Origin of the sequence: Maribacter litopenaei (genome assembly GCF_025244665.1) — a bacterium.
Taxonomy (GTDB): domain Bacteria; phylum Bacteroidota; class Bacteroidia; order Flavobacteriales; family Flavobacteriaceae; genus Maribacter; species Maribacter litopenaei.
Genome location: NZ_CP104205.1, coordinates 716,919 through 737,192, shown reverse-complemented (window position 1 = coordinate 737,192; position 20,274 = coordinate 716,919). Strand labels below are relative to the sequence as shown.

Below are 20,274 nucleotides of genomic sequence, written 5' to 3'. Positions count from 1 at the left end.
TTCTTTAATTATTACTTTCTACGACGGGGCTTTCTCGGCACCTTCTTGCTTTCCAGGTTTGGAAGACTGTCCTTTTTGCATTCCAGTTAATGGGGAAAGCTCTCTTTTTCCATAAACTTCTCCCTTCATGATCCAAACCTTTATACCTAACTTTCCATAAGTGGTTTGAGCCTCTTGAAGTGCATAGTCTATATCGGCCCTAAAAGTGGACAATGGAATTCTTCCCTCTTTGTAAGATTCCGAACGAGCCATTTCAGCACCGTTCAACCTTCCTGAAATCTGAACCTTAATTCCCTCTGCGTTCATTCTCATAGCGGCCGCAATCGCCATTTTTATAGCTCTTCTGAAAGAAATTCTACTTTCGATTTGACGAGCAATACTAGCTGCTACAAGATTGGCATCCAACTCAGGCCTCTTGATCTCGTAAATATTGATCTGAACCTCTTTATTGGTAATCTTCTTAAGCTCCTCCTTTAATTTGTCAACTTCTTGACCCCCTTTACCAATAATAATACCAGGTCCTGGCAGTAGTAACGGTAACAGTAATCAACTTAAGTGTTCTTTCAATGATAACACGAGAAACACTTGCTTTGGAAAGCCTGGCATGGATATACTTTCGTATTTTATCGTCCTCGGCCAATTTATCTCCATAATCATTTCCTCCGTACCAGTTAGATTCCCATCCCCTGATAATTCCAAGACGATTTCCTATTGGATTTGTTTTCTGTCCCATTCTAGCTTTCTGTATTATTGTTAGACCCCAAAACCAAGGTAACATGGTTTGAACGTTTTCTTATCCTATGTGCCCTACCTTGTGGAGCTGGACGCAACCTTTTTAGCATTGCCCCACTATCCACACGAATTTCCGCAACAACCAAATCAGCATCCTCCAAACTGGCATCCTCATTCTTAGCTTGCCAATTTGCCAAAGCCGAAAGCAAAAGCTTTTCCAACTTCCTAGAAGCCTCCTTAGGATTAAACCTCAATATAGCAAGCGCCCTTTCAACCTTCTCCCCACGAACCAAATCAGCTACAAGCCTCATTTTTCGTGGCGAAGTAGGACAATTGTTCAATTTAGCGAAAGCCACTTTCTGCTTTTCAGCCTTAATTCTTTCGGCCATTTCTTTTTTACGAACTCCCATAGCTTACTTCTTACCTTTATTCTTTGCACCAGCATGACCCCTAAAAGATCTTGTAGGTGAAAATTCTCCTAATTTATGTCCAACCATGTTCTCGGTTACGAAAACAGGTACAAATTGTTTACCATTATGTACAGCAATTGTAAGACCTACAAAATCTGGAGTAATCATTGATGCTCTAGACCATGTTTTAATAACGGACTTCTTGCCGGAAGAAACACTATCCTGAATCTTCTTATCTAAACTGTAATGAACGTAAGGTCCTTTTTTTAGTGAACGTGCCATTTCTTTCTACTTTTTATTTCTTTCTACGTTCTATTATATACTTATTGGTACTCTTGGTTTTAGAACGAGTTCTATAACCTTTTGCAGGAACGCCGTTTCTAGATCTTGGATGACCACCGGAAGCCCTTCCTTCACCACCACCCATTGGGTGATCCACAGGGTTCATAGCCACAGGTCTAGTCCTTGGTCTTCTGCCCAACCATCTACTTCTACCAGCTTTACCGGAAACCAACAACTGATGATCTGAATTAGAAACCGCACCTATGGTCGCCATACAAGAAGACAAAACCAATCTTGTTTCTCCGGAAGGCATTTTCACGGTCACAAATTTTCCATCCTTTGCCATCAACTGTGCAAAAGTACCTGCACTTCTTGCCATCACAGCACCCTGACCAGGACGCAATTCAATACATGAAATAATTGTACCCAATGGAATCTCACTAAGTGGTAGTGCGTTTCCAATTTCGGTGCTGAACCGGCACCGGCAGCAACCTGCTGGTCTACTTTCAGCCCATTTTGAGCAACAACATATCTCTTTTCACCATCAGCATATTCCAAAAGAGCAATAAATGCTGTTCTGTTTGGATCGTACTCAATCGATTTTACGGTAGCGGCAACATCTTGCTTATCCCTTTTAAAATCGATTACACGATACCTTCTTTTATGCCCACCACCTTTTTGGCGTATGGTCATCTTTCCTTGACTGTTTCTACCTCCCGACTTTTTTAACGGAGCAAGCAAGCTTTTCTCCGGCTTATCAGTAGTAATGGCGTCAAACCCGTTTACTACTCTAAAACGCTGCCCAGGAGTGATTGGTTTTAATTTTCTAACTGACATTTCTTGTCTTTATAGATTACTGTAAAAATCAATTATATCACCTTCCACAACATCAACAATCGCCTTTTTTGTAGCGTTTGTCTTACCATGCTGAATACCAGTTTTTGTATATCTGGTCTTTCTTGTTGGCCCATAATTCATTGTTCTAACTTTCTTAACCGAAACACCATAAGTAGCCTCAACAGCATCCTTAATCTGAATCTTGTTGGCCTTCGGATCAACTAGGAAACCGTAACGGTTGTTCAACTCGCTATCCGCAGTCATTTTTTCCGTTATAATTGGTTTTATCAACACACTCATGATACTACTTATTATTTAAATTCGATTCGATTCCTTCTAGAGAGCCCTCCAACAATACTACATTTGATGCGTTAAGTATTTTATAAGTGCTTAATTCTGAGTTAGTTATAACATCAGAACCCTTGAAATTACGAGAAGACAAATATACGCCTTTATTTGAATCGCCCAACACTATTAAAGACTTTTTGTTTTCTAGTCCCAATGACTTTAAAACATTTACAAAATCCTTCGTCTTTGGAGTATCAAAATCAAAGTCCTCAACCACCATTATCGCATTGTCCTTCGACTTAATGCTCAATGCCGATTTTCTTGCTAAACGCTTAAGGTTTTTATTAAGTTTTTGAGTGTAATCCTTAGGCCGTGGCCCAAATATTCTACCACCACCTCTAAAGACCGGAGATTTAATACTACCAGCTCTAGCGGTACCTGTACCCTTTTGCTTTTTAATCTTTCTAGTACTACCTGCAATTTCACCACGTTCCTTTGCCTTGTGAGTACCTTGTCTTTGGTGTGCCAAATATTGTTTTACATCCGAGATAAACCGCATGCTCGTTAGGCTCGATTCCAAATACACTATCAGAAAGCTCAGCTTTTCTTCCAGTATCTTTTCCTTTAATATCTAAAACTGCTACCTTCATTACTGCCATCTTTGAATAGTTACGTACCCATTTTTTATGACCAGGGACACATCCTTTTAATACTAAAAGGTTTTTCTCTCGGAACTACTTTCAACACCCTTAGGTTCTGAACTGTGACTTTTTCACCACCCATTCTACCAGCCATTTTCATTCCTTTGAAAACTCGGCGGGATAAGAGGCTGCACCAATAGAACCAGGAGCCCTAAGTCTGTTGTGCTGACCGTGAGTTGATTGACCGACACCTCCAAAACCGTGTCTTTTAACCACACCCTGAAATCCTTTACCTTTAGATGTACCAATGACATCCACAAATTCTCCTTCTACAAACAAGTCAACACCTAAAGTGTCTCCCAGTTTATACTCTCCTTCAAAACCTTGGAACTCAACGACTTTTTTCTTGGGAGAAGCACCTGCCTTTTTAAAGTGACCAGATTCGGCCTTGTTAGCACGCTTTTCTGCCTTGTCATCGAAACCAAGTTGAAGGGCATTATACCCGTCTACCTCTTCGGTTCTGACTTGGGTAACTACACATGGCCCCGCCTCTATAACGGTACATGGAATATTCTTTCCATTCTCGTCAAAAATGCTGGTCATGCCTACTTTCTTTCCTATTAACCCGGACATACTTAAATTATTAATTACTTATTATTAAAAACTATTCAAAAAAATAGGGTCAAAAATAATTCAACCCTGAAATTATTTTTTCTCCGTTTTTCCTTCGCACGCAGCTCAGGACATGTTACACTGACTAACTCAGCTCAGTGTGGCATTATACTTTAATCTCAACCTCAACACCACTTGGAAGTTCTAACTTCATAAGCGCATCGATGGTTTTTGATGAAGAGCTATAAATATCCAACAGTCTCTTGTAAGAACTAAGTTGAAATTGCTCTCTAGACTTCTTATTTACGTGAGGCGAACGCAACACGGTAAATATTTTCTTATGTGTTGGTAAAGGAATTGGTCCCGTTACAACAGCACCGGTAGTCTTTACCGTTTTTACGATTTTCTCAGCAGATTTATCCACCAAATTGTGATCGTAAGATTTTAGTTTTATTCTAATTTTCTGACTCATTTCCTTTAATTATGCTGTTATACCTTTTGCCGCCTTGATAACCTCTTCAGATATATTGGAAGGTGTTTCCGCGTAGTGAGAGAACTCCATTGTAGAAGTTGCCCTACCGTAAGAAAGCGTTCTCAATGATGTTACATAACCGAACATTTCTGATAACGGAACTGTAGCCTTAACAACCTTAGCCCCTGCGCGATCTGACATGTTGCTAACCTGACCTCTTCTCCTGTTCAAATCACCAACAATATCACCCATGTTTTCTTCAGGAGTAATAACTTCCAATTTCATGATTGGCTCCATCAATACAGCCCTTGCAGCCTTAGCAGCAGCCTTGTAGCCCATTTTGGCAGCCAATTCGAAAGACAATGAATCAGAATCCACAGGGTGAAAGGAACCATCCTTTAGGGTAACTTTCATACTATCCATCTCGAAGCCGGCCAATGGACCATTTTTCATAGCTTCTTTGAAGCCCTTCTCAACAGCTGGTATATATTCCTTAGGAACGTTACCACCTTTAACTTCGTTTACGAATTCCAAACCAGTTTTTTCTTCGTCAGTAACTGGTTCCATTGTAAATACAATATCGGCAAACTTACCACGTCCACCAGATTGTTTCTTGTAAACTTCTCTATGATCAGCAGACTTGGTGATGGCCTCCTTATATTCAACCTGCGGTTGTCCTTGGTTTACCTCTACCTTGAATTCCCTTCTTAAACGGTCTACAATAATATCCAAGTGAAGCTCACCCATACCGGAAATAATAGTCTGACCGGAAGCCTCGTCCGTTTTTACCTGGAATGTTGGATCTTCTTCGGCCAATTTTGCCAAAGCCATACCCAATTTATCAACATCTGCCTTTGTTTTTGGCTCTACAGCAATACCAATTACCGGATCTGGGAAGTTCATACTTTCCAAAACAATCGGATGCTTCTCATCGGACATCGTATCACCGGTCTTAATATCCTTAAAACCTACAGCAGCCCCAATATCTCCAGCCTCGATAAAATCGATTGCATTTTGCTTATTGGAATGCATTTGGTAAATACGTGAAATACGCTCTTTTTTACCGGATCTGTTATTCAATATATACGAACCTGCTTCCAATCTACCAGAGTATGTTCTAAAAAAGGCCAATCGACCTACAAAAGGATCTGTGGCAATTTTAAAAGCCAAAGCCGAAAATGGCTCCTTTACATCAGGCTTACGGGTAATAGTTTCACCTGTATCAGGATTAGTACCTTCTATTGCATCCTTATCCAAAGGAGAAGGAAGGTATCTACAAACAGCATCCAATAGGAACTGAACACCTTTATTTTTAAAGGAAGAACCACAAATCATTGGAATGATGGCCCTGTCCATAACCGCAGCTCTTAAAGCAGCGTGAACTTCTTCTTCCGTAATGGAATCCTCATCCTCGAAGAATTTCTCCATCAATTCCTCATCATATTCCGCAACAGCTTCAATCAAGGCAGCTCTGTACTCCTTTACCTCAGCTTGCATATCCTCGGGAATATCGATTACATCGAAAGTAGAACCAAAGTTATCTTCGTGCCAAACGATTGCTCGGTTTTTGGCCAAATCCACAATACCTTTGAAATCCGCTTCCTCACCAATAGGCAAAACGATAGGCACGGCATTCGAACCTAGCATTTCCTTCACCTGATTGCACACTGCAAGAAAGTTCGAACCTTGACGATCCATTTTATTCACAAACCCGATTCTAGGAACTTTATAATTATCGGCTAGCCTCCAGTTAGTCTCGGATTGAGGCTCTACACCGTCAACCGCACTAAACAAAAACACCAAACCATCTAGAACACGTAAAGATCTGTTTACCTCAACGGTAAAGTCAACGTGACCTGGGGTATCTATAATATTAAAGTGGTAGCTGTTCGCATCTTCAGTAGGTTCGCCATTAACTCGAGGGAAAACCCATTCACAAGTGGTAGCAGCCGAAGTAATGGTAATACCACGCTCCTGCTCTTGCTCCATCCAGTCCATGGTCGCAGCACCATCATGCACCTCACCTATCTTATGGCTAACACCTGTATAAAAAAGTATACGTTCAGTGGTAGTCGTTTTACCGGCATCAATATGCGCGGCAATTCCTATATTTCTTGTTAATTTTAAATCTCTTGCCATGTTGATTAGAATCTAAAGTGAGAGAATGCCTTATTAGCCTCCGCCATCTTATGTGTATCTACTCTTTTCTTCACTGCAGCGCCTTCTTCCTTGGCAGCAGCCAAAATCTCAGCTGCTAACTTTTGGGACATACCTTTTTCATTACGCTTTCTCGCATAACTTATCAACCACTTCATCGCAGTGGAAATCTTCCTATCTCGGGCGAATCTGCATTGGTATTTGAAAGGTTGCACCACCAACTCTACGACTCCTAACCTCTACATGAGGCATTACATTACTTAATGCATCCTTCCAAAGCTCCGCAGCCGATTTTTCTTCATCGGTCTTTTTTGACTCCACGATATCTATAGCATCATAGAAAACACTAAATGCTACAGATTTTTTACCGTCCCACATCATCATATTGACAAATCCGGTTACCAATTGATCATTAAACCTTGGATCTGGTAAAAGTGGTCTTTTCTTTGCCTGTCTTTTTCTCATTACTTCTTTTTAAAAAGTGTTATTTACTTCTTAGGACGTTTAGCACCGTATTTAGACCTACGTTGTGTTCTACCGGCCACACCAGCTGTGTCCAATGCCCCACGAACGATATGATATCTAACCCCTGGCAAGTCCTTAACTCTTCCGCCTCTTACCAATACTATCGAGTGCTCTTGCAAATTGTGACCCTCACCAGGAATATAGGCATTTACCTCTTTCCCGTTCGTCAACCTAACCCTTGCAACTTTTCTCATTGCAGAGTTTGGTTTCTTAGGAGTTGTTGTATATACACGAGTACATACACCCCTTCTTTGAGGACACGAATCCAAAGCAGCCGATTTACTCTTCTTGGTAATTGTGGCCCTTCCTGTTCGTACTAATTGTGAAATTGTTGGCATACTATATAAATATGTATAAAAATTTACCCTTTGTTTAAGGGTCGGCAAATGTAGTGATATTTCACTATAAATCAAACCCCGATCCAATTATTTTCAAAGTTTTTTCAAACATCCAATTTAAGCCCTCAATATGCTCCAAAAAATCGAACCGGCCCGATAGAAGAAATTAATCCAAAACCAACCATTGTCTCACACTAAATCATCAAAAAATACCATTCATCGAACTTAAAAATATTATGATATTCTCAATTTTTAGGATGTTATATTACATAATGTAAAATCCGAATAGTGTTTAATCTATAACTCCTAATAATCCTTCACGTTCTTAAAGTTTTATTAAAATTCACTTGGATTATTAACGCCATTTTGTGATTTTTGCTGCTAGCTAATTCAAATAATTAAAAAATGAGAACAAAACTAAATGGATTATTGACGCTGTTATTGGCGTTAATTGTGCATATCTCTTTTGCACAAGAAAAAACGGTCACTGGGACAGTTACCGACCAAAGTGGACTTCCGCTGCCAGGCGTAAATATTGTTGTTCAAGGGACAACTACTGGTACGCAGTCAGATTTTGACGGTAACTATTCTATTAACGCGTCGGTAGGACAAACATTATTGTTTACGTACATCGGGCAAAAAGCAGTAACCCAAACTGTAGGAGCAAGTAACACCATTAATGTGCAGATGGAAGAAGACGCACAGGCATTGGAAGAAGTTGTTGTAACTGCACAAGGTATCAAAAGGGAGAAAAAATCTCTAGGATATGCAGTAGCCTCGGTGGACTCAGATCAATTAGAGCAAAAAGCCGAAGGTGATGTAGGTAGGGTGTTGAATGGTAAAGCCTCCGGGGTTTTAATTAATGCCGCAAGTGGTGTCTCCGGTTCCGCAACTAACATTATCATCCGTGGTTTTACTTCAATTTCAGGATCGAACCAACCTTTATTCATCGTGGATGGTGTTCCTTTTAGTGGTGATACTAACGCCCAGGGTGATGCCATTGATGGTAACGTGGGTTCCAGTAGATTTTTGGATTTGGACTCAAACAACATTGCTAATGTAAACGTATTGAAAGGTTTGGCTGCTGCCAACTTATATGGTACGGCTGGTAGAAACGGTGTTATCTTGATTACTACAAAAGCTGGCTCTGCTGGAACAGGTAGAAAGAAATCTGAAATTTCCGTAACATCATCCTTATTCTATAATCAAATATCTACACTTCCGGATTATCAGGACCAGTACGGTAATGGTTTTGACCAAGCGTACGGTGAATTCTTTAGTAACTGGAGTCCGGACTTCAATATTCCGGACTCCAAATAGCTTTGGATCCGTTTGGAGAGGTACTACTGATGATGGTACAATATTAATTAGACACCCATATGGTGTGAACGCAGGGGTAAGGGCTGCTTTTCCCGAATATATTGGGGCCACTTATGAATACAAGCCTTACGACGGTGTTAAAAACTTCTTTAGAACAGGTACGGTCACAAATAACTCGATAAATGCTTCGGTGCATCTGAAGATGGAAAAGTATCTTACAATGCCAGCGTTAGTAATTTAAGGGATGAAGGGTTTACTCCTGGAAATAAACTACAAAGAACTTCCATTAGTGTTGGTGGTAGGGCCGAGTTAAGCAATAACTTCACTGTTAATGGTACTATGAATTTCACCAAAAGTGATGTTAAGTCCCCTCCTATTGCAGCTAGTACTGGTAACGGTGCTTTCGGTGATGGTGCTTCCGTATTTGGTCATTTATTCTTTACTCCTAGGAGTGTTGACTTAATGGGACTACCTTTTCAAAGTCCAATTGATGGCCGTAGTACATATTACCGAGCAAACAACGGTATCCAAAACCCAAGATGGACCGCTGAAAATGCTTTTGCGAATCAGCTAACGAACAGGGTTTTTGGTAGTAGCCAGTTCAATTACAAGATTAGTGATAACATGAACGTGTTCTGGAGGAATCGGTTTGGATTTCTATACTGAAAGAAACGAGATAGGACAGAACAAAGGTGGAGCCGAAGGATATTTGCAAGGAAGATATGAAACCTATGATAACAAGAACACTATTTGGGATCACACACTTCAATTAAATGGAATGTGGCAACTTACGGACAAATTGGATTTAAACCTGAACCTAGGTGCTACGTCAAGAAGAACCGAATTCTCAAGACAAGGTGTAGTTAGTGATCAGCAATCCATATTCGATGTATTTAGACATTATAACTTTGCGACTTCACAGCCAAGACAATACGATGAAGTACAAAATATCATGGGGGTTTATGCCCAAACTGAATTTGGATATGACAACTTTGCTTATTTAACTTTAGCTGCTAGGAATGATTGGGTTTCCAACTTTATTGAAAACTCCATTTTCTATCCTTCTGCAAGTTTATCCATACTTCCAACTTCTTTAATAGATGGCTTACAGTCTCAAAATGGATTGAACTTCTTGAAGTTAAGAGCTGGTTACGGTACTTCAGCAGGTTTCTTTGGTGGATATCCAGTAGCATCGACCGCTACTCTTAACACTAGAGAGTTTTTAAAGGACGGTACCTTAATATCATCTATTCGCGTTGATGATGAATTGGCAAACCCAGGTTTGAAACCGGAACTTTTGGCCGAATTAGAATTCGGTATTGAATCCGGATTTATTCAAAATAGGGTTTCCTTGGATGTATCGGTCTATAAAAAGACCACTACGGACCTTATCTCAAGACAGCCATTGGATCCATCAACCGGTTATACTGAAACGGTAACTAACATTGGTGAGGTTCAAGTAAAAGGTATTGAGGCTGATTTTGGTCTTTCCTTATTTAGAAGTGAAAATGACGGTGGTTTCAATTGGGATATCAACGCCAACTTTACAGCGGATGAATCTACAGTTATCGATTTAGGACAGGATACCGATAATATTAACATCGGTGGCCTATTCTCAGACCTATCTAACTTCGCAGTACCAAATAGACCATTTGGTGTCATATTAGGTAGCAGGGTTTTAAGGGACGACAACGGAAATAAAGTTGTGGCCAGTACCGGTAGCTACGTTGAGGAAAACGGATTGTTCGAAATTGGTGATCCTAACGCGGATTGGAGATTGAACGTAAGCAATGGTTTTAGGGTTAAAAACTTTACTTTCAACTTCGATATTTCATATAGACATGGTGGTGATGTTTACGCAAATACCATTTCTGCCCTTGTTGGTCGTGGTTTAACAACCGATACTGAAGATCGTGTTTCTACCTTCATCCTTCCAGGTGTTAAGGCGGACGGTTCAGTAAACGATATACAAATAAACAACTCTGATTACTACTTTAGCAATGTTGCTTTTGGACCTAGCGAACTTCAGGTTTATGATGGTAGTACTATTAGATTAAGAGAAGTTAGTTTAGGCTACTCCGTACCAAGTAAGGCTTTGGACAGAACCCCATTTGGTTCCTTAAGCTTCACTCTAAGCGGACAAAACCTTTGGTTCAAAGGACTCAACGTACCTGAAGGAACTAACTTTGATCCTGAAAACCTTGGTGTTGGTGTTGGTAACGCTCTTGGATTTGACTTTATCAATAGCCCAGGTTCCGTGAAGATATGGTATGTCTATTAAAGCAACATTTTAAAAAAAAGAAACATGAAAATAAATATTAAAAACTTAGTTCTATCTGTATTCTCCGCAGGACTTATCCTTTCGTGCGAGACTACTGAACTTGACTTAATTTCGGATCCTAACGCTGTGAGTCCGGAACAGGCTACCCCGAGACTTTTATTTAAACAGGGTACAAGAAGAATTTGCAAGATTTAATGAAGCCATGGGCCAAAACGGTGCCGAAGTTACTCGAATCGAGTATATGGGAACTCGTTTGTACCAACAAGCGTATTCTCCGGCATCCCAAGATGCGGAGTGGCGATTTGCTTACTCTTCCATGTTAACTGATATCAGTGCAATGAACGAGTTGGCTGCTGAAGCCAATTTTAAAAGACACATTGGTATGGGACAGGTAATGCAAGCCTTTACAGCGGTAACCTTGGTTGATTTTTATGGGGATGTTCCTTACTCCGACGCAATTGGAGGGATTGAGAACCTAAACCCTTCTGCTGATAGTGGAGCTTCCATTTATGCCGCAGCCTTAGCTCTTTTAGATAGTGCCATAGGCAATTTTACAACGGATGATAATGCCACTGATCCAGTAAAACGATTATTACTATAGTGGTGATTGGGACAACTGGGTAAAATTGGCCAATTCTCTAAAGTTGAAAATCTACGCTCAAAGTAGATTGGTAGACGCTGGAGCTACAGCTGCTTTTAACTCTATTGTGGCTGGTGGAAACTATATTTCCTCTGTAGATGAAGATTTTCAATTTACTTGGGGTACAAACGTGGTGAATCCGGATTCTAGACATCCAAAATACATTAGTGACTACACCCCTCAAGGTGCAGCAACTTATATGTCTAACTGGTTGATGAACTATATGGATAATTCCAAGAAGGATAATGCTGTAAACATTTATGATGATAGTGATCCAAGAATACGTTACTATTACTATAGACAGTCCGAAACAACTCCGGGAGCTGTTGATTCAGATGGTCCTAACCAGCAAACACTATCCTGTAGTGTTGAGCCTGCTCCTGCCCATTATGTTTCCGGTGGATTTACTTTCTGCTATTTACCAAATGGATACTGGGGTAGAGATCATGGTGATGACGATGGTACACCTCCGGATGGTCAGTTGAGAACTACTTACGGGGTTTATCCTGCCGGTGGTGAATTCGATGATAGTAGCCTTGAAGGAGTTGATTTAGGATCTGGTGGTGGTGGAGCTGGAATTACTCCAATTTTCCTAGCTCAAACAGTCGATTTCCTAAGAGCTGAGATGGCTTACGTAGCCGGTGATGTTACAGGAGCCAGAGATTTAATGTTAGCTGGAATTGAAAAATCAATTGATAAAACAATGGCCTTTGGACCTTTGGACGCTGGCGCAGATTTATCGCTTGCACCCTCCGAGGACGATGTAGCAGATTACCTTGCTGAAGTTGAGGCAGAATATGATCTTGCTGTTGGAGATGAAAAGTTGAATCTATTGGCGAAGGAGTTTTGGGTAGCGTTATACGGTAATGGTATCGATGCTTACAATTTCTATAGAAGAACTGGATATCCTAGTGATCTTCAGCCAAACTTGGAGCCGGACCCAGGATCGTTCATTAGATCTTTCCTTTTTCCTGCCGTATATGCCAACAACAACAGTAGTGTATCGCAGAAACCTAGTGTAACAACAAAAGTCTTCTGGGACAACAATCCTGATAGCGGCTTTCCTTTATCAAACTAAAAAAATAGAATTATGAAAAGATATATTAAAAACATATTCATGTTATCGTTGGTATCTGCAGGTTTTATTGCCTGTGAATCCAGCAATAAGACCATTGATGATGTATTTGCTGAAGTGACAAGAGGAGCGGTATTTAGAGCTACTACTCCAGCATTGGAAATAGCTGCCCAGGAATTCAGTTTCTCCGATCCTTCATCTCAATACTCCGTTACCTTCGAAGTAGAAGATAATGCTGAAGGTGGACTATTGCAGGATGTGCAAATCTACACCACATTTAACAGCGCTGTAGACGATGCATTATCTACTTCTGAGGCTTTGGTAAAAACAATTCCAGCTTCAGAATTTTCACCAAATGCAGTAGGTTTACCTTCTATCAACGTAGTGTTGACTTTAGGTGAGTTGGCTTCAGCAGCAGGTGTTGCAGCTGGGGATTATACTGGTGGAGATAGTTTTACGATTAGATACGTTCTTAACTTGACGGATGGTAGATCATTTTCAAGTAATAACTTAAACAGTACGGTATCTGGTGGTTCTTATTTTAGATCTCCATTTATTTACACTGTACCGCTTGTTTGTCCTCCAATACCACCAAGTGCAGGTGAATGGACCATAGATGGGCAAGATTCTTACGGTGATGGTTGGAACGGTGCTTCTTTAGAGATTTCAGTAGATGGGACAAATATCGCCTCATTCACTCTAGACGATGGAGCAGCAGGTAGTACTACATTTACTGTTCCAACTGGAACTCAAGATTTGACCATATCTTATGTTTCGGTGCTTGGGATTCAGAAGTTAGCTTCCAGGTTTATTCTGCAGAAGGTAACCTAAAAGCGGATGTTACTCCATCCCCTGTTCCAGATCCTCAAGCATTGAACTATTGTGTAGATTAAAAATCTTATCGCAATCATACTAACAAAAAGATCCATCCTCGAAAAGATGGATCTTTTTTATTAATGGATTCCAAACCTAGATTGAATGTTTCCATTTCAGAATCTCCACACCACTTATTTAGTATATTTAAACAGGAATCGTAACTAGTTAGATATAATGAAGCACTGCACGATATTCGTTCTTTTGGTAACAACACTATTCTCCTGCAAGGATGATTCTAAAAGCATCAATAAAAATACACCCCTAGATACCGAGGAAAATACTACAGAAATTAAGCATATACATAATTCAGAAAATGGTGGCCTATACTTACCTGATGGTTTTTCCGGAGTGGTATTCGTTGACAGTATTGGCCCCTCTAGGCATATCGCAGTAAATGATAATGGAGATGTCTACGCCAAGCTGAGAGAACCTAAAGGCCGAATGGAAATATGGCCCTACGTGACACTACCGGGGATGGAACCGCAGATATTATGCAAAGGTTTGGGGACTATCCAAACGATGGTACGTTTGCAACAGAAATGCGAATCCATAACGGATATCTCTATTTTAGTTCGGAACAAGTAATATACAGACAAAAACTATCGGATTCTAGCTTAATTCCCCAAGGAAAACCTGAAGTTATATTAACGGATGTTTTTCCACAACGATGGCATAACGCCAAATCCCTAGCATTTGACAAAAAAGGAAACATGTTCGTAACATTTAGTGCACCCACAAATGCATGTGAAGATCCTAACTCAAAAGGTCAAATAAAAGGAATGTACCCCTGCCCAGGTCTAGAGGTATTAGGAAGCATCTCGGAAGTTTGACGAATCAAAGCCAGGACAGATTCAACAGGATGGTGAAATGTTCGCTACCGGAATTAGAAGTATGGTCGCCATTTCCTGGAACAATGCAGATGACAAGCTATATGGAGTTCAGCATGGGCGAGACTATTTACACAACCACGCCCCTCAATACTATAGCAAATGGGATCAAGCGGTTTTGCCAGCTGAAGAGTTCATGCAGATAGAGAACGGAGATAATTTTGGTTGGCCCTACAGCTACTATGATCCATTTAAAAAAGAAAAATTAGTAGCTCCTGAATATGGGGGCGATGGCCAAAAAAAAGCTGAAGGTTTTAAGGATCCTATTATGGGACTACCAGCACATTGGGCTCCCAATGATCTGCTCTTTTATGAAGGAAATCAATTTCCGTAAAGATATCACCAAGGTGCCTTTATTGCATTTCATGGTTCTATGAACCGCGGGCCATATCCACAAGCTGGTTATATAGTAGGTTTCGTTCCCTTTAAAAATGGAAAGCCAATTGGAGAGTTGGAAATTTTTGCAGATGGATTTACTGGAGTGGATACCGTTAGAACAGTGGAAGATGCAAAATATAGACCTATGGGGCTCTCTCAGGATAAAAATGGGTCTCTCTATATCTCCGAGTCCAAGCAAGGGAAAATTTGGAAAATTAACTTTAAAGGTGACAAAACTAAATTTGGAAGGGAAAATCGGTAAATATGGAAAAAAGAAAATCTAAACCCTATTTAAAAATCCCGGACAATCCATTAAATTAACCGCAAAAAAACTATGGAAAAAATGTATCATAACCTTAATAATCTAATTGTATACCTCATTTTATTTCTTACAATTCTTTCTTGTAGCAATGAAGAAATAATTACTGAAGATGTACCTTCAGAAGAACTTACCGAGGAACAAGAGGAGGCCCCTCAAATAACTACAGAAGTTGTTGAAGGAGAAATGGGGACTGCTACCTATTTTGATAAATCTCTAGTAGAAGACCACTACATCCTGGTCAACGATGCCATGAGCAATAGGGTTTATCTAATGGATAAGAATGCAGATATTGTTTATGAATGGCCCTTGGGAGATAGAAAAATTGGAAATGACGTGCTATTACTTGAGGACGGTACCCTCTTGGCATCGTTACAAGCAGATAATCCGGAAATTTTGTTTGGTGGTTTTGGAGGCAAAATCCAATTCATAGCAAAAAACGGAGATATTTTATGGGACTATACCTATTCAAATAATGAGCATAGGACCCATCATGATGTTGAACTGCTACCGAACGGGAATGTTTTGGCAATTGCCTGGGAGAGAATGTCGAAGGAGGATGCTATTGCCAATGGATCTCAATTGGATACAGATCTCTTTCCTGAATCAGTTTTGGAAATTGACCCTAATACTGACCAGATAGTATGGGAGTGGCACGCTAAGGACCATTTAATACAGGATTTTGACGAAACAAAACTCAACTACGGTATCGTCGAAGAAAACAGACAACTGATTAATTTAAATTATACAAACACAGATGATGGAAACATCATGCATATTAATGGAATCGGATACGACACCTTAAACGATTTGATATATTTGAGTGTAAATTTTTATAGTGAAGTATGGGTTCTTGACCATTCAACGACCAAAGAGGAAGCATCTCGGACATTTAGGAGGTAATTTTGGTCGTGGGGGTGATTTAGTTTATAGATTTGGTAACCCTTCAACACAAAATGACAATACTTCTGAACGTCTATTTACAAACAATCACTTCCCAAATCTTTTTGAGCCCTCAAAAATGTTAATATTTACAAATGGCGGTGATTTAGGCAGGTCGACAGTATATGAATTACAGTTGCCTGAGGAACTTAATCAACAGACCATACCTAGCCTCACATTTCCTGAAATTCTTTGGAGCTTTACTGATGCAGAACTATACTCACCAAAGGTATCCGGTGCCATTAGGCTGCCTAGTGGAAATACGTTGATAACCGAAGGAGATTATGGCATCCGGGAAGTAACTAATACGGGAAAAATTGTTTGGAAATTTTCTCGACAAGGTTTCTTTTGGAGGGCATATCACTATGCGAAGGATGACCCGGCAATTTTGGCTTTAGACTTATAGTGAGTCATTTCAAGTATATATTTCGATAGCGGGAAGCATCAAATTTGCCTACTTTTGTTCAATGGAAAAATCTACCCAAGTTTATGGCATTAGGGCCATTATCGAAGCTGTCAACTCAGGTGAGGAAATAGATAAGGTATTTCTTCAAAAAGGGTTGAAAGGTGATTTAATGAGGGAACTGGAAAGTCTATTGAGAAGGAATGATATCAATATGGTCTATGTTCCGGTAGAAAAGCTGAACAGACTTACTAGGAACAACCATCAAGGTGCTGTCGCCAACATATCTCCTATCAAATTTTATACTTTGGAAGAATTGGTCGAAAGGTCAAGTAAAAGCAACTCTCCTGCCCTGTTTTTGCTTTTAGATCAGTTATCGGATGTACGTAATTTTGGAGCTATCATAAGAACAGCGGAATGTACGGGTGTAGACGGTATCATCATTCAAAAAAAGGTGCGGCCCCGGTTACCGCCGATACAGTAAAGACCTCGGCAGGTGCGGCCTTTAAAGTACCCATTGCCAAAGTAGACCATATCAAGGATGCTATTTTCTTTCTACAGGCTTCCGGAATAAAAATTATATCCGCCACCGAAAAAACAAACGATTCCATTTATGACGTTTCCTTTAAGGAACCTGTAGCTATAGTGATGGGAGCGGAAGACCAGGGAATTTCTCCTTCTATTCTAAAAGCTTCTGATTATTGCGTAAAACTCCCACTACTGGGGGAAATTGAATCTTTGAACGTCTCCGTAGCTTGTGCCGTATTTTTATATGAGGCCGTTCGGCAAAGAATATCCAATTAGTCATTGACTGAAGAATCGTCTGTATCATTCTCCTTATAATGATACTTAATTCGTATTGTTTCTTCAGTTTCATTTTTTTCTACGGACTCAATAAAATTCCCATCGGCGTCAAAATGTTTTAGAAAGGGGTCGTCCTCCTCGTTATAATCCTCACGCTCCCAATCATACTTTTTTGGTTTTGGAACTTTAGCTTCAAATAGTAAGGCAAAAGTCAATCCTGTTACAAACCCTGCTAAATGGCCTTCCCATGAAATGCCTTCCTTAACGGGAAAAATATACCATAACAAACTCCCATATATAAATACAACGATTAGGGAAAGAGCCACCAAACGAAAGTGCTTAGTGAATATCCCCTTAAAAAAAATAAAGCTTGCCAATACATATATAAGTCCACTCGCACCAATATGAAAGGAAGGTCTTCCAATACCCCATGTAATCAAACCGGAGAGAACAATCCCCAAAAAGACTACTTTGGTGGCTATACCTCTATAGAAATAAAAAAGAGCTGCCAACAAAATTGCCAAAGGAATAGTATTATTGTAAAGGTGCTCCAAAGACCCATGTATAAATGGACTAAAAATAATACCTCTGAAACCCATCAAACTTCTTGGATAAACGCCGTATTCGTTAAAATTTGTCTTATTTAATAATTCGAGCCAATACACAGACCATATGGACACAACTCCAATTAAGGGGGCTATTATGACAGCATTGGTTAATTTAAAATGTTCTGAATCGGACATGTAAAAAGCATAACAATTAGTTCGCCAAAAATCAGAATCGGTTAAATTGTCATTTGATATCTCAAAAATACTAAATGAGTTTTTTCAACTTTATCCTATTTTTATCCTATGAACGAGCCTTTAGCGGAAAGGGTACGCCCACAAAATCTTGAAGAATATATTAGTCAAAATCATTTAGTGGGCGTGAATGGGTCTCTAACCCATCAAATTAAAAAAGGGGTTATTCCCTCCTTAATCCTATGGGGTCCTCCAGGAACGGGAAAAACCACCTTGGCAAATATTATTGCCAAAGAGAGTGAAAGACCATTTTATGTGCTTAGCGCCATCAATAGTGGTGTAAAGGACATTAGGGAAGTCATTGATAAAGCCAAACAATCCGGAGGACTATTCACTTCAAAGAACCCAATCCTTTTTATAGATGAAATCCATCGCTTTAGTAAGTCTCAGCAGGATTCACTTTTGGCCGCTGTTGAAAAAGGCTGGGTTACCCTCATAGGGGCTACCACTGAGAATCCAAGTTTTGAAGTCATCCCGGCCCTACTATCAAGGTGTCAAGTATATGTTCTAAGTCCTTTTGGAAAGGAGGATTTGGAACTTCTTTTAAAACGGGCCATGAAAAACGACCCCATTTTAAAAATAAAAAATATAAAACTTAAGGAAACAGAGGCCCTTTTAAGATTATCTCGTGGAGATGGTAGAAAATTATTGAATGTCTTTGAACTCGTCATTAATTCTGAACCTTCTGAAGAAATTGTGATTACGGACGATTTGGTTATGTCCAAGGCCCGTAAAAACACAGTTTTGTACGACAAGACAGGTGAACAGCACTATGATATTATTTCAGCCTTTATAAAATCGATACGGGGTAGTGACCCGAATGGAGCGGTCTATTGGTTGGCACGAATGATAGAGGGAGGTGAAGACGTAAAATTCATAGCCGGAAGAATGCTTATTTCCGCTTCTGAGGATATTGGATTGGCCAATCCAACTGCATTGGTTATTGCAAACACTACCTTTCAGGCGGTAACCACCATTGGATATCCGGAAGCGAGAATCATCTTAAGTCAATGTGCCGTTTATTTAGCCACCTCACCAAAAAGCAATGCTAGTTATATGGCCATTGGTAAGGCACAACAGACAGTGCGCCAAACAGGAAACCTTTCTGTTCCCCTACATTTAAGAAATGCACCCACCAAACTGATGAAGGATTTAGGGTATGGCGAGGAATACAAATACGCCCATGATTACGAAAACAATTTCATAAACGAAGAGTTTTTGCCCGATGAATTATCGGGTACTGTATTCTACACACCTGGAAAAAATCAAAGGGAAAACGCGTTAAGCGACTTTCTAAAAAAACGTTGGAAGGACAAGTATGACTTTTAGAACTTAATGTTCAACGGTTTTTGGACTAAATTCTCACCCTCGTAGTATTCAAAAATCCATTGACCATCTTTTTGATATACCATTCCACTTTTATCGCCTGATTGGGCCATGTACATGTTTTCAGTGGAACTTTTGAAAAGTTTCATCCTAACTTTTGGGGTATTGTCCACAAGTTGATATCCGTTGGGAATTTCTTGGGCGTACAGCATCTCCATATTTTCAGTTTCAACACCTTCATTATTTGCACCAACGTTGGACGGCACGGGTTCCAAATTTTCATAGGATTGATTCTCTATGGTGGCTTCTTGGATCACCATTGGGTTTTGGTTCTTAGGTGCTTTGCGTTGCACCTTATCTGTATTGATTCCTTTGGGTTCTAATTTTTCTGCAATTTGTTTGTTTTTTAAACTCTTGACGTCATTCTTAAAATTCAATGTCAACGAATTATCCCCATCATTCTTGCCGGAATACGCATAAACAACTCCATTAAAACTTTTCATGGCATCTTTGATAGCTGCATTGTATGCCCCTTTAAACTCCTTAATCTTGCTTTTACCTTCTCCTGTGGCAAAAACCTCTGCCCCATTACAGTCTTTTAGAACCAGGGAGGTTTTAGTGGTAAACATGGATGAATCATCCAAAAGGGATGCCCACAATCCAAGACATCTATTTGATACTAAGTCGGCGGGTAGTGAGTCATCGTAGAATACGCTAAATCCCCTTTCGGAAAGCAAGTACTTAACCAAAGTGCTTGTTTGATATTGGTTCACTTCCTTAAAGACATCAAATTGTTTTGGAACTATGATATATTTATAATCGTTCAAGTTCGCTTGTGCAACTATCAGGTTACTGACTAAAATCGTAAGGAATAACAATAATGCTCTCAAAATAGTGGATTTAGATTTACCTATGTAAATGAAAAAAGT

At 39.8% G+C, this 20,274-nt stretch carries 22 protein-coding genes and 6 pseudogenes; 15 read left to right on the top strand and 13 right to left on the bottom strand.

Features of this window, described 5'->3' with window-relative positions:
- Positions 1-11 precede the first annotated feature (11 nt).
- The 11 genes and pseudogenes from rpsC to rpsL all read right to left on the bottom strand — a co-directional run bounded on the left by rpsC (position 12) and on the right by rpsL (position 7,294).
- Positions 12-733, bottom strand: a pseudogene (rpsC, locus tag NYZ99_RS03780) (30S ribosomal protein S3).
- A 1-nt stretch (position 734) separates the two neighbouring features.
- Positions 735-1,142, bottom strand: a complete 408-nt coding sequence (rplV, locus tag NYZ99_RS03775; RefSeq protein WP_260573612.1) for a 50S ribosomal protein L22 — start codon at positions 1,140-1,142, stop codon at positions 735-737.
- Positions 1,143-1,145: 3 nt separating this feature from the next.
- A complete protein-coding gene (rpsS, locus tag NYZ99_RS03770) occupies positions 1,146-1,424 on the bottom strand; it encodes a 30S ribosomal protein S19 (RefSeq protein ID WP_260573610.1) in 279 nt (92 codons plus the stop codon).
- A gap of 13 nt (positions 1,425-1,437) precedes the next feature.
- A pseudogene (gene rplB / locus NYZ99_RS03765) lies at positions 1,438-2,261 on the bottom strand (50S ribosomal protein L2).
- 9 nt (positions 2,262-2,270) lie between these two features.
- Positions 2,271-2,561, bottom strand: coding sequence for a 50S ribosomal protein L23 (gene rplW / locus NYZ99_RS03760; protein WP_260573605.1), 291 nt, complete (start codon positions 2,559-2,561; stop codon positions 2,271-2,273).
- A 4-nt stretch (positions 2,562-2,565) separates the two neighbouring features.
- Positions 2,566-3,199, bottom strand: a pseudogene (rplD, locus tag NYZ99_RS03755) (50S ribosomal protein L4).
- Positions 3,199-3,823 (bottom strand): annotated as a pseudogene (gene rplC, locus NYZ99_RS03750) (50S ribosomal protein L3). Before rplC ends, rplD begins: the two co-directional pseudogenes overlap by 1 nt.
- A gap of 145 nt (positions 3,824-3,968) precedes the next feature.
- Positions 3,969-4,274 carry a 30S ribosomal protein S10 gene (gene rpsJ / locus NYZ99_RS03745; protein ID WP_007094989.1) on the bottom strand — a complete coding sequence of 102 codons (306 nt, stop codon included), beginning with the start codon at positions 4,272-4,274 and terminating at the stop codon, positions 3,969-3,971.
- 9 nt (positions 4,275-4,283) lie between these two features.
- The gene (fusA, locus tag NYZ99_RS03740) at positions 4,284-6,413 is read right to left on the bottom strand and encodes an elongation factor G (RefSeq protein ID WP_260573599.1); all 2,130 of its coding nucleotides are present in this window, start codon (positions 6,411-6,413) and stop codon (positions 4,284-4,286) included.
- Positions 6,414-6,418: 5 nt separating this feature from the next.
- Positions 6,419-6,896: pseudogene (rpsG, locus tag NYZ99_RS03735) on the bottom strand (30S ribosomal protein S7).
- 23 nt (positions 6,897-6,919) lie between these two features.
- On the bottom strand, positions 6,920-7,294 hold the full coding sequence (rpsL, locus tag NYZ99_RS03730) for a 30S ribosomal protein S12 (protein WP_027078345.1): 375 nt from the start codon (positions 7,292-7,294) through the stop codon (positions 6,920-6,922).
- A 405-nt stretch (positions 7,295-7,699) separates the two neighbouring features.
- Here rpsL and NYZ99_RS21250 point away from each other — a divergent pair, with 405 nt between their 5' ends.
- The 14 genes and pseudogenes from NYZ99_RS21250 (at position 7,700) to rlmB (ending at position 17,219) form a co-directional block, all read left to right on the top strand.
- Positions 7,700-8,614 carry a carboxypeptidase-like regulatory domain-containing protein gene (locus tag NYZ99_RS21250; protein ID WP_338039293.1) on the top strand — a complete coding sequence of 305 codons (915 nt, stop codon included), beginning with the start codon at positions 7,700-7,702 and terminating at the stop codon, positions 8,612-8,614.
- Positions 8,562-8,855, top strand: coding sequence for a hypothetical protein (locus NYZ99_RS21245; protein WP_338039292.1), 294 nt, complete (start codon positions 8,562-8,564; stop codon positions 8,853-8,855). The genes NYZ99_RS21250 and NYZ99_RS21245 overlap by 53 nt, the downstream gene beginning before the upstream one ends.
- Positions 8,856-8,953: 98 nt before the next feature.
- Positions 8,954-9,280, top strand: coding sequence for a hypothetical protein (locus NYZ99_RS21240; protein ID WP_338039291.1), 327 nt, complete (start codon positions 8,954-8,956; stop codon positions 9,278-9,280).
- The gene (locus NYZ99_RS21235; RefSeq protein WP_338039290.1) at positions 9,264-10,895 is read left to right on the top strand and encodes a SusC/RagA family TonB-linked outer membrane protein; all 1,632 of its coding nucleotides are present in this window, start codon (positions 9,264-9,266) and stop codon (positions 10,893-10,895) included. The genes NYZ99_RS21240 and NYZ99_RS21235 overlap by 17 nt, the downstream gene beginning before the upstream one ends.
- A 24-nt stretch (positions 10,896-10,919) precedes the next feature.
- Complete coding sequence (locus NYZ99_RS03720; RefSeq protein ID WP_260573592.1) at positions 10,920-11,090, top strand: hypothetical protein; 171 nt, start codon at positions 10,920-10,922, stop codon at positions 11,088-11,090.
- Positions 11,091-11,097: 7 nt separating this feature from the next.
- Positions 11,098-11,496 carry a SusD/RagB family nutrient-binding outer membrane lipoprotein gene (locus NYZ99_RS03715; RefSeq protein ID WP_260573590.1) on the top strand — a complete coding sequence of 133 codons (399 nt, stop codon included), beginning with the start codon at positions 11,098-11,100 and terminating at the stop codon, positions 11,494-11,496.
- 43 nt (positions 11,497-11,539) lie between these two features.
- Positions 11,540-12,613, top strand: a complete 1,074-nt coding sequence (locus NYZ99_RS03710; RefSeq protein WP_260573588.1) for a SusD/RagB family nutrient-binding outer membrane lipoprotein — start codon at positions 11,540-11,542, stop codon at positions 12,611-12,613.
- A 12-nt stretch (positions 12,614-12,625) separates the two neighbouring features.
- Entirely contained in the window at positions 12,626-13,441 is an 816-nt protein-coding gene (locus tag NYZ99_RS03705; RefSeq protein ID WP_260573586.1) for a hypothetical protein, read from the top strand.
- Between the two features lie 494 nt (positions 13,442-13,935).
- On the top strand, positions 13,936-14,316 hold the full coding sequence (locus NYZ99_RS03700; protein ID WP_260573585.1) for a hypothetical protein: 381 nt from the start codon (positions 13,936-13,938) through the stop codon (positions 14,314-14,316).
- A gap of 37 nt (positions 14,317-14,353) precedes the next feature.
- Positions 14,354-14,707, top strand: coding sequence for a PQQ-dependent sugar dehydrogenase (locus NYZ99_RS03695; RefSeq protein ID WP_260573581.1), 354 nt, complete (start codon positions 14,354-14,356; stop codon positions 14,705-14,707).
- Positions 14,708-14,746: 39 nt separating this feature from the next.
- Positions 14,747-15,013: a hypothetical protein gene (locus NYZ99_RS03690; RefSeq protein ID WP_260573579.1), complete on the top strand. Its 267-nt coding sequence runs from the start codon at positions 14,747-14,749 to the stop codon at positions 15,011-15,013.
- 72 nt (positions 15,014-15,085) lie between these two features.
- Positions 15,086-15,973, top strand: a complete 888-nt coding sequence (locus tag NYZ99_RS03685) for an aryl-sulfate sulfotransferase (RefSeq protein WP_260573578.1) — start codon at positions 15,086-15,088, stop codon at positions 15,971-15,973.
- Positions 15,909-16,418, top strand: coding sequence for a hypothetical protein (locus NYZ99_RS03680; RefSeq protein WP_260575332.1), 510 nt, complete (start codon positions 15,909-15,911; stop codon positions 16,416-16,418). Before NYZ99_RS03685 ends, NYZ99_RS03680 begins: the two co-directional genes overlap by 65 nt.
- 61 nt (positions 16,419-16,479) lie before the next feature.
- Positions 16,480-17,219, top strand: a pseudogene (gene rlmB / locus NYZ99_RS03675) (23S rRNA (guanosine(2251)-2'-O)-methyltransferase RlmB).
- On the opposite strand, the gene NYZ99_RS03670 reads toward rlmB, so the two are convergent.
- The gene (locus NYZ99_RS03670) at positions 17,216-17,962 is read right to left on the bottom strand and encodes a rhomboid family intramembrane serine protease (RefSeq protein ID WP_260573577.1); all 747 of its coding nucleotides are present in this window, start codon (positions 17,960-17,962) and stop codon (positions 17,216-17,218) included. The pseudogene rlmB and the gene NYZ99_RS03670 sit on opposite strands and share 4 nt — an antisense overlap.
- A 108-nt stretch (positions 17,963-18,070) precedes the next feature.
- Here NYZ99_RS03670 and NYZ99_RS03665 point away from each other — a divergent pair, with 108 nt between their 5' ends.
- The gene (locus NYZ99_RS03665) at positions 18,071-19,348 is read left to right on the top strand and encodes a replication-associated recombination protein A (RefSeq protein WP_260573576.1); all 1,278 of its coding nucleotides are present in this window, start codon (positions 18,071-18,073) and stop codon (positions 19,346-19,348) included.
- On the opposite strand, the gene NYZ99_RS03660 is transcribed toward NYZ99_RS03665, so the two are convergent.
- Positions 19,345-20,235, bottom strand: a complete 891-nt coding sequence (locus NYZ99_RS03660; protein ID WP_260573574.1) for a hypothetical protein — start codon at positions 20,233-20,235, stop codon at positions 19,345-19,347. The two genes, NYZ99_RS03665 and NYZ99_RS03660, sit on opposite strands and share 4 nt — an antisense overlap.
- Between the last annotated feature and the right edge of the window lie 39 nt (positions 20,236-20,274).

What these genes read in the sequence shown, in the direction of transcription:
- NYZ99_RS03685 (WP_260573578.1), top strand. Translation starts at nt 15,086, where the DNA reads ATGGAAAAAATGTATCATAACCTTAATAATCTAATTGTATACCTCATT.
- rplV (WP_260573612.1), bottom strand. Translation starts at nt 1,142, where the DNA reads ATGGGAGTTCGTAAAAAAGAAATGGCCGAAAGAATTAAGGCTGAAAAG.
- rpsL (WP_027078345.1), bottom strand. Translation starts at nt 7,294, where the DNA reads ATGCCAACAATTTCACAATTAGTACGAACAGGAAGGGCCACAATTACC.
- NYZ99_RS03700 (WP_260573585.1), top strand. Translation starts at nt 13,936, where the DNA reads ATGGCCCTACGTGACACTACCGGGGATGGAACCGCAGATATTATGCAA.
- NYZ99_RS21250 (WP_338039293.1), top strand. Translation starts at nt 7,700, where the DNA reads ATGAGAACAAAACTAAATGGATTATTGACGCTGTTATTGGCGTTAATT.
- NYZ99_RS03720 (WP_260573592.1), top strand. Translation starts at nt 10,920, where the DNA reads ATGAAAATAAATATTAAAAACTTAGTTCTATCTGTATTCTCCGCAGGA.
- NYZ99_RS03690 (WP_260573579.1), top strand. Translation starts at nt 14,747, where the DNA reads ATGAACCGCGGGCCATATCCACAAGCTGGTTATATAGTAGGTTTCGTT.
- NYZ99_RS03670 (WP_260573577.1), bottom strand. Translation starts at nt 17,962, where the DNA reads ATGTCCGATTCAGAACATTTTAAATTAACCAATGCTGTCATAATAGCC.
- fusA (WP_260573599.1), bottom strand. Translation starts at nt 6,413, where the DNA reads ATGGCAAGAGATTTAAAATTAACAAGAAATATAGGAATTGCCGCGCAT.
- NYZ99_RS03695 (WP_260573581.1), top strand. Translation starts at nt 14,354, where the DNA reads ATGTTCGCTACCGGAATTAGAAGTATGGTCGCCATTTCCTGGAACAAT.
- rpsJ (WP_007094989.1), bottom strand. Translation starts at nt 4,274, where the DNA reads ATGAGTCAGAAAATTAGAATAAAACTAAAATCTTACGATCACAATTTG.
- rplW (WP_260573605.1), bottom strand. Translation starts at nt 2,561, where the DNA reads ATGAGTGTGTTGATAAAACCAATTATAACGGAAAAAATGACTGCGGAT.
- NYZ99_RS21240 (WP_338039291.1), top strand. Translation starts at nt 8,954, where the DNA reads ATGAATTTCACCAAAAGTGATGTTAAGTCCCCTCCTATTGCAGCTAGT.
- NYZ99_RS03665 (WP_260573576.1), top strand. Translation starts at nt 18,071, where the DNA reads ATGAACGAGCCTTTAGCGGAAAGGGTACGCCCACAAAATCTTGAAGAA.
- NYZ99_RS03705 (WP_260573586.1), top strand. Translation starts at nt 12,626, where the DNA reads ATGAAAAGATATATTAAAAACATATTCATGTTATCGTTGGTATCTGCA.
- NYZ99_RS03715 (WP_260573590.1), top strand. Translation starts at nt 11,098, where the DNA reads ATGGGCCAAAACGGTGCCGAAGTTACTCGAATCGAGTATATGGGAACT.
- rpsS (WP_260573610.1), bottom strand. Translation starts at nt 1,424, where the DNA reads ATGGCACGTTCACTAAAAAAAGGACCTTACGTTCATTACAGTTTAGAT.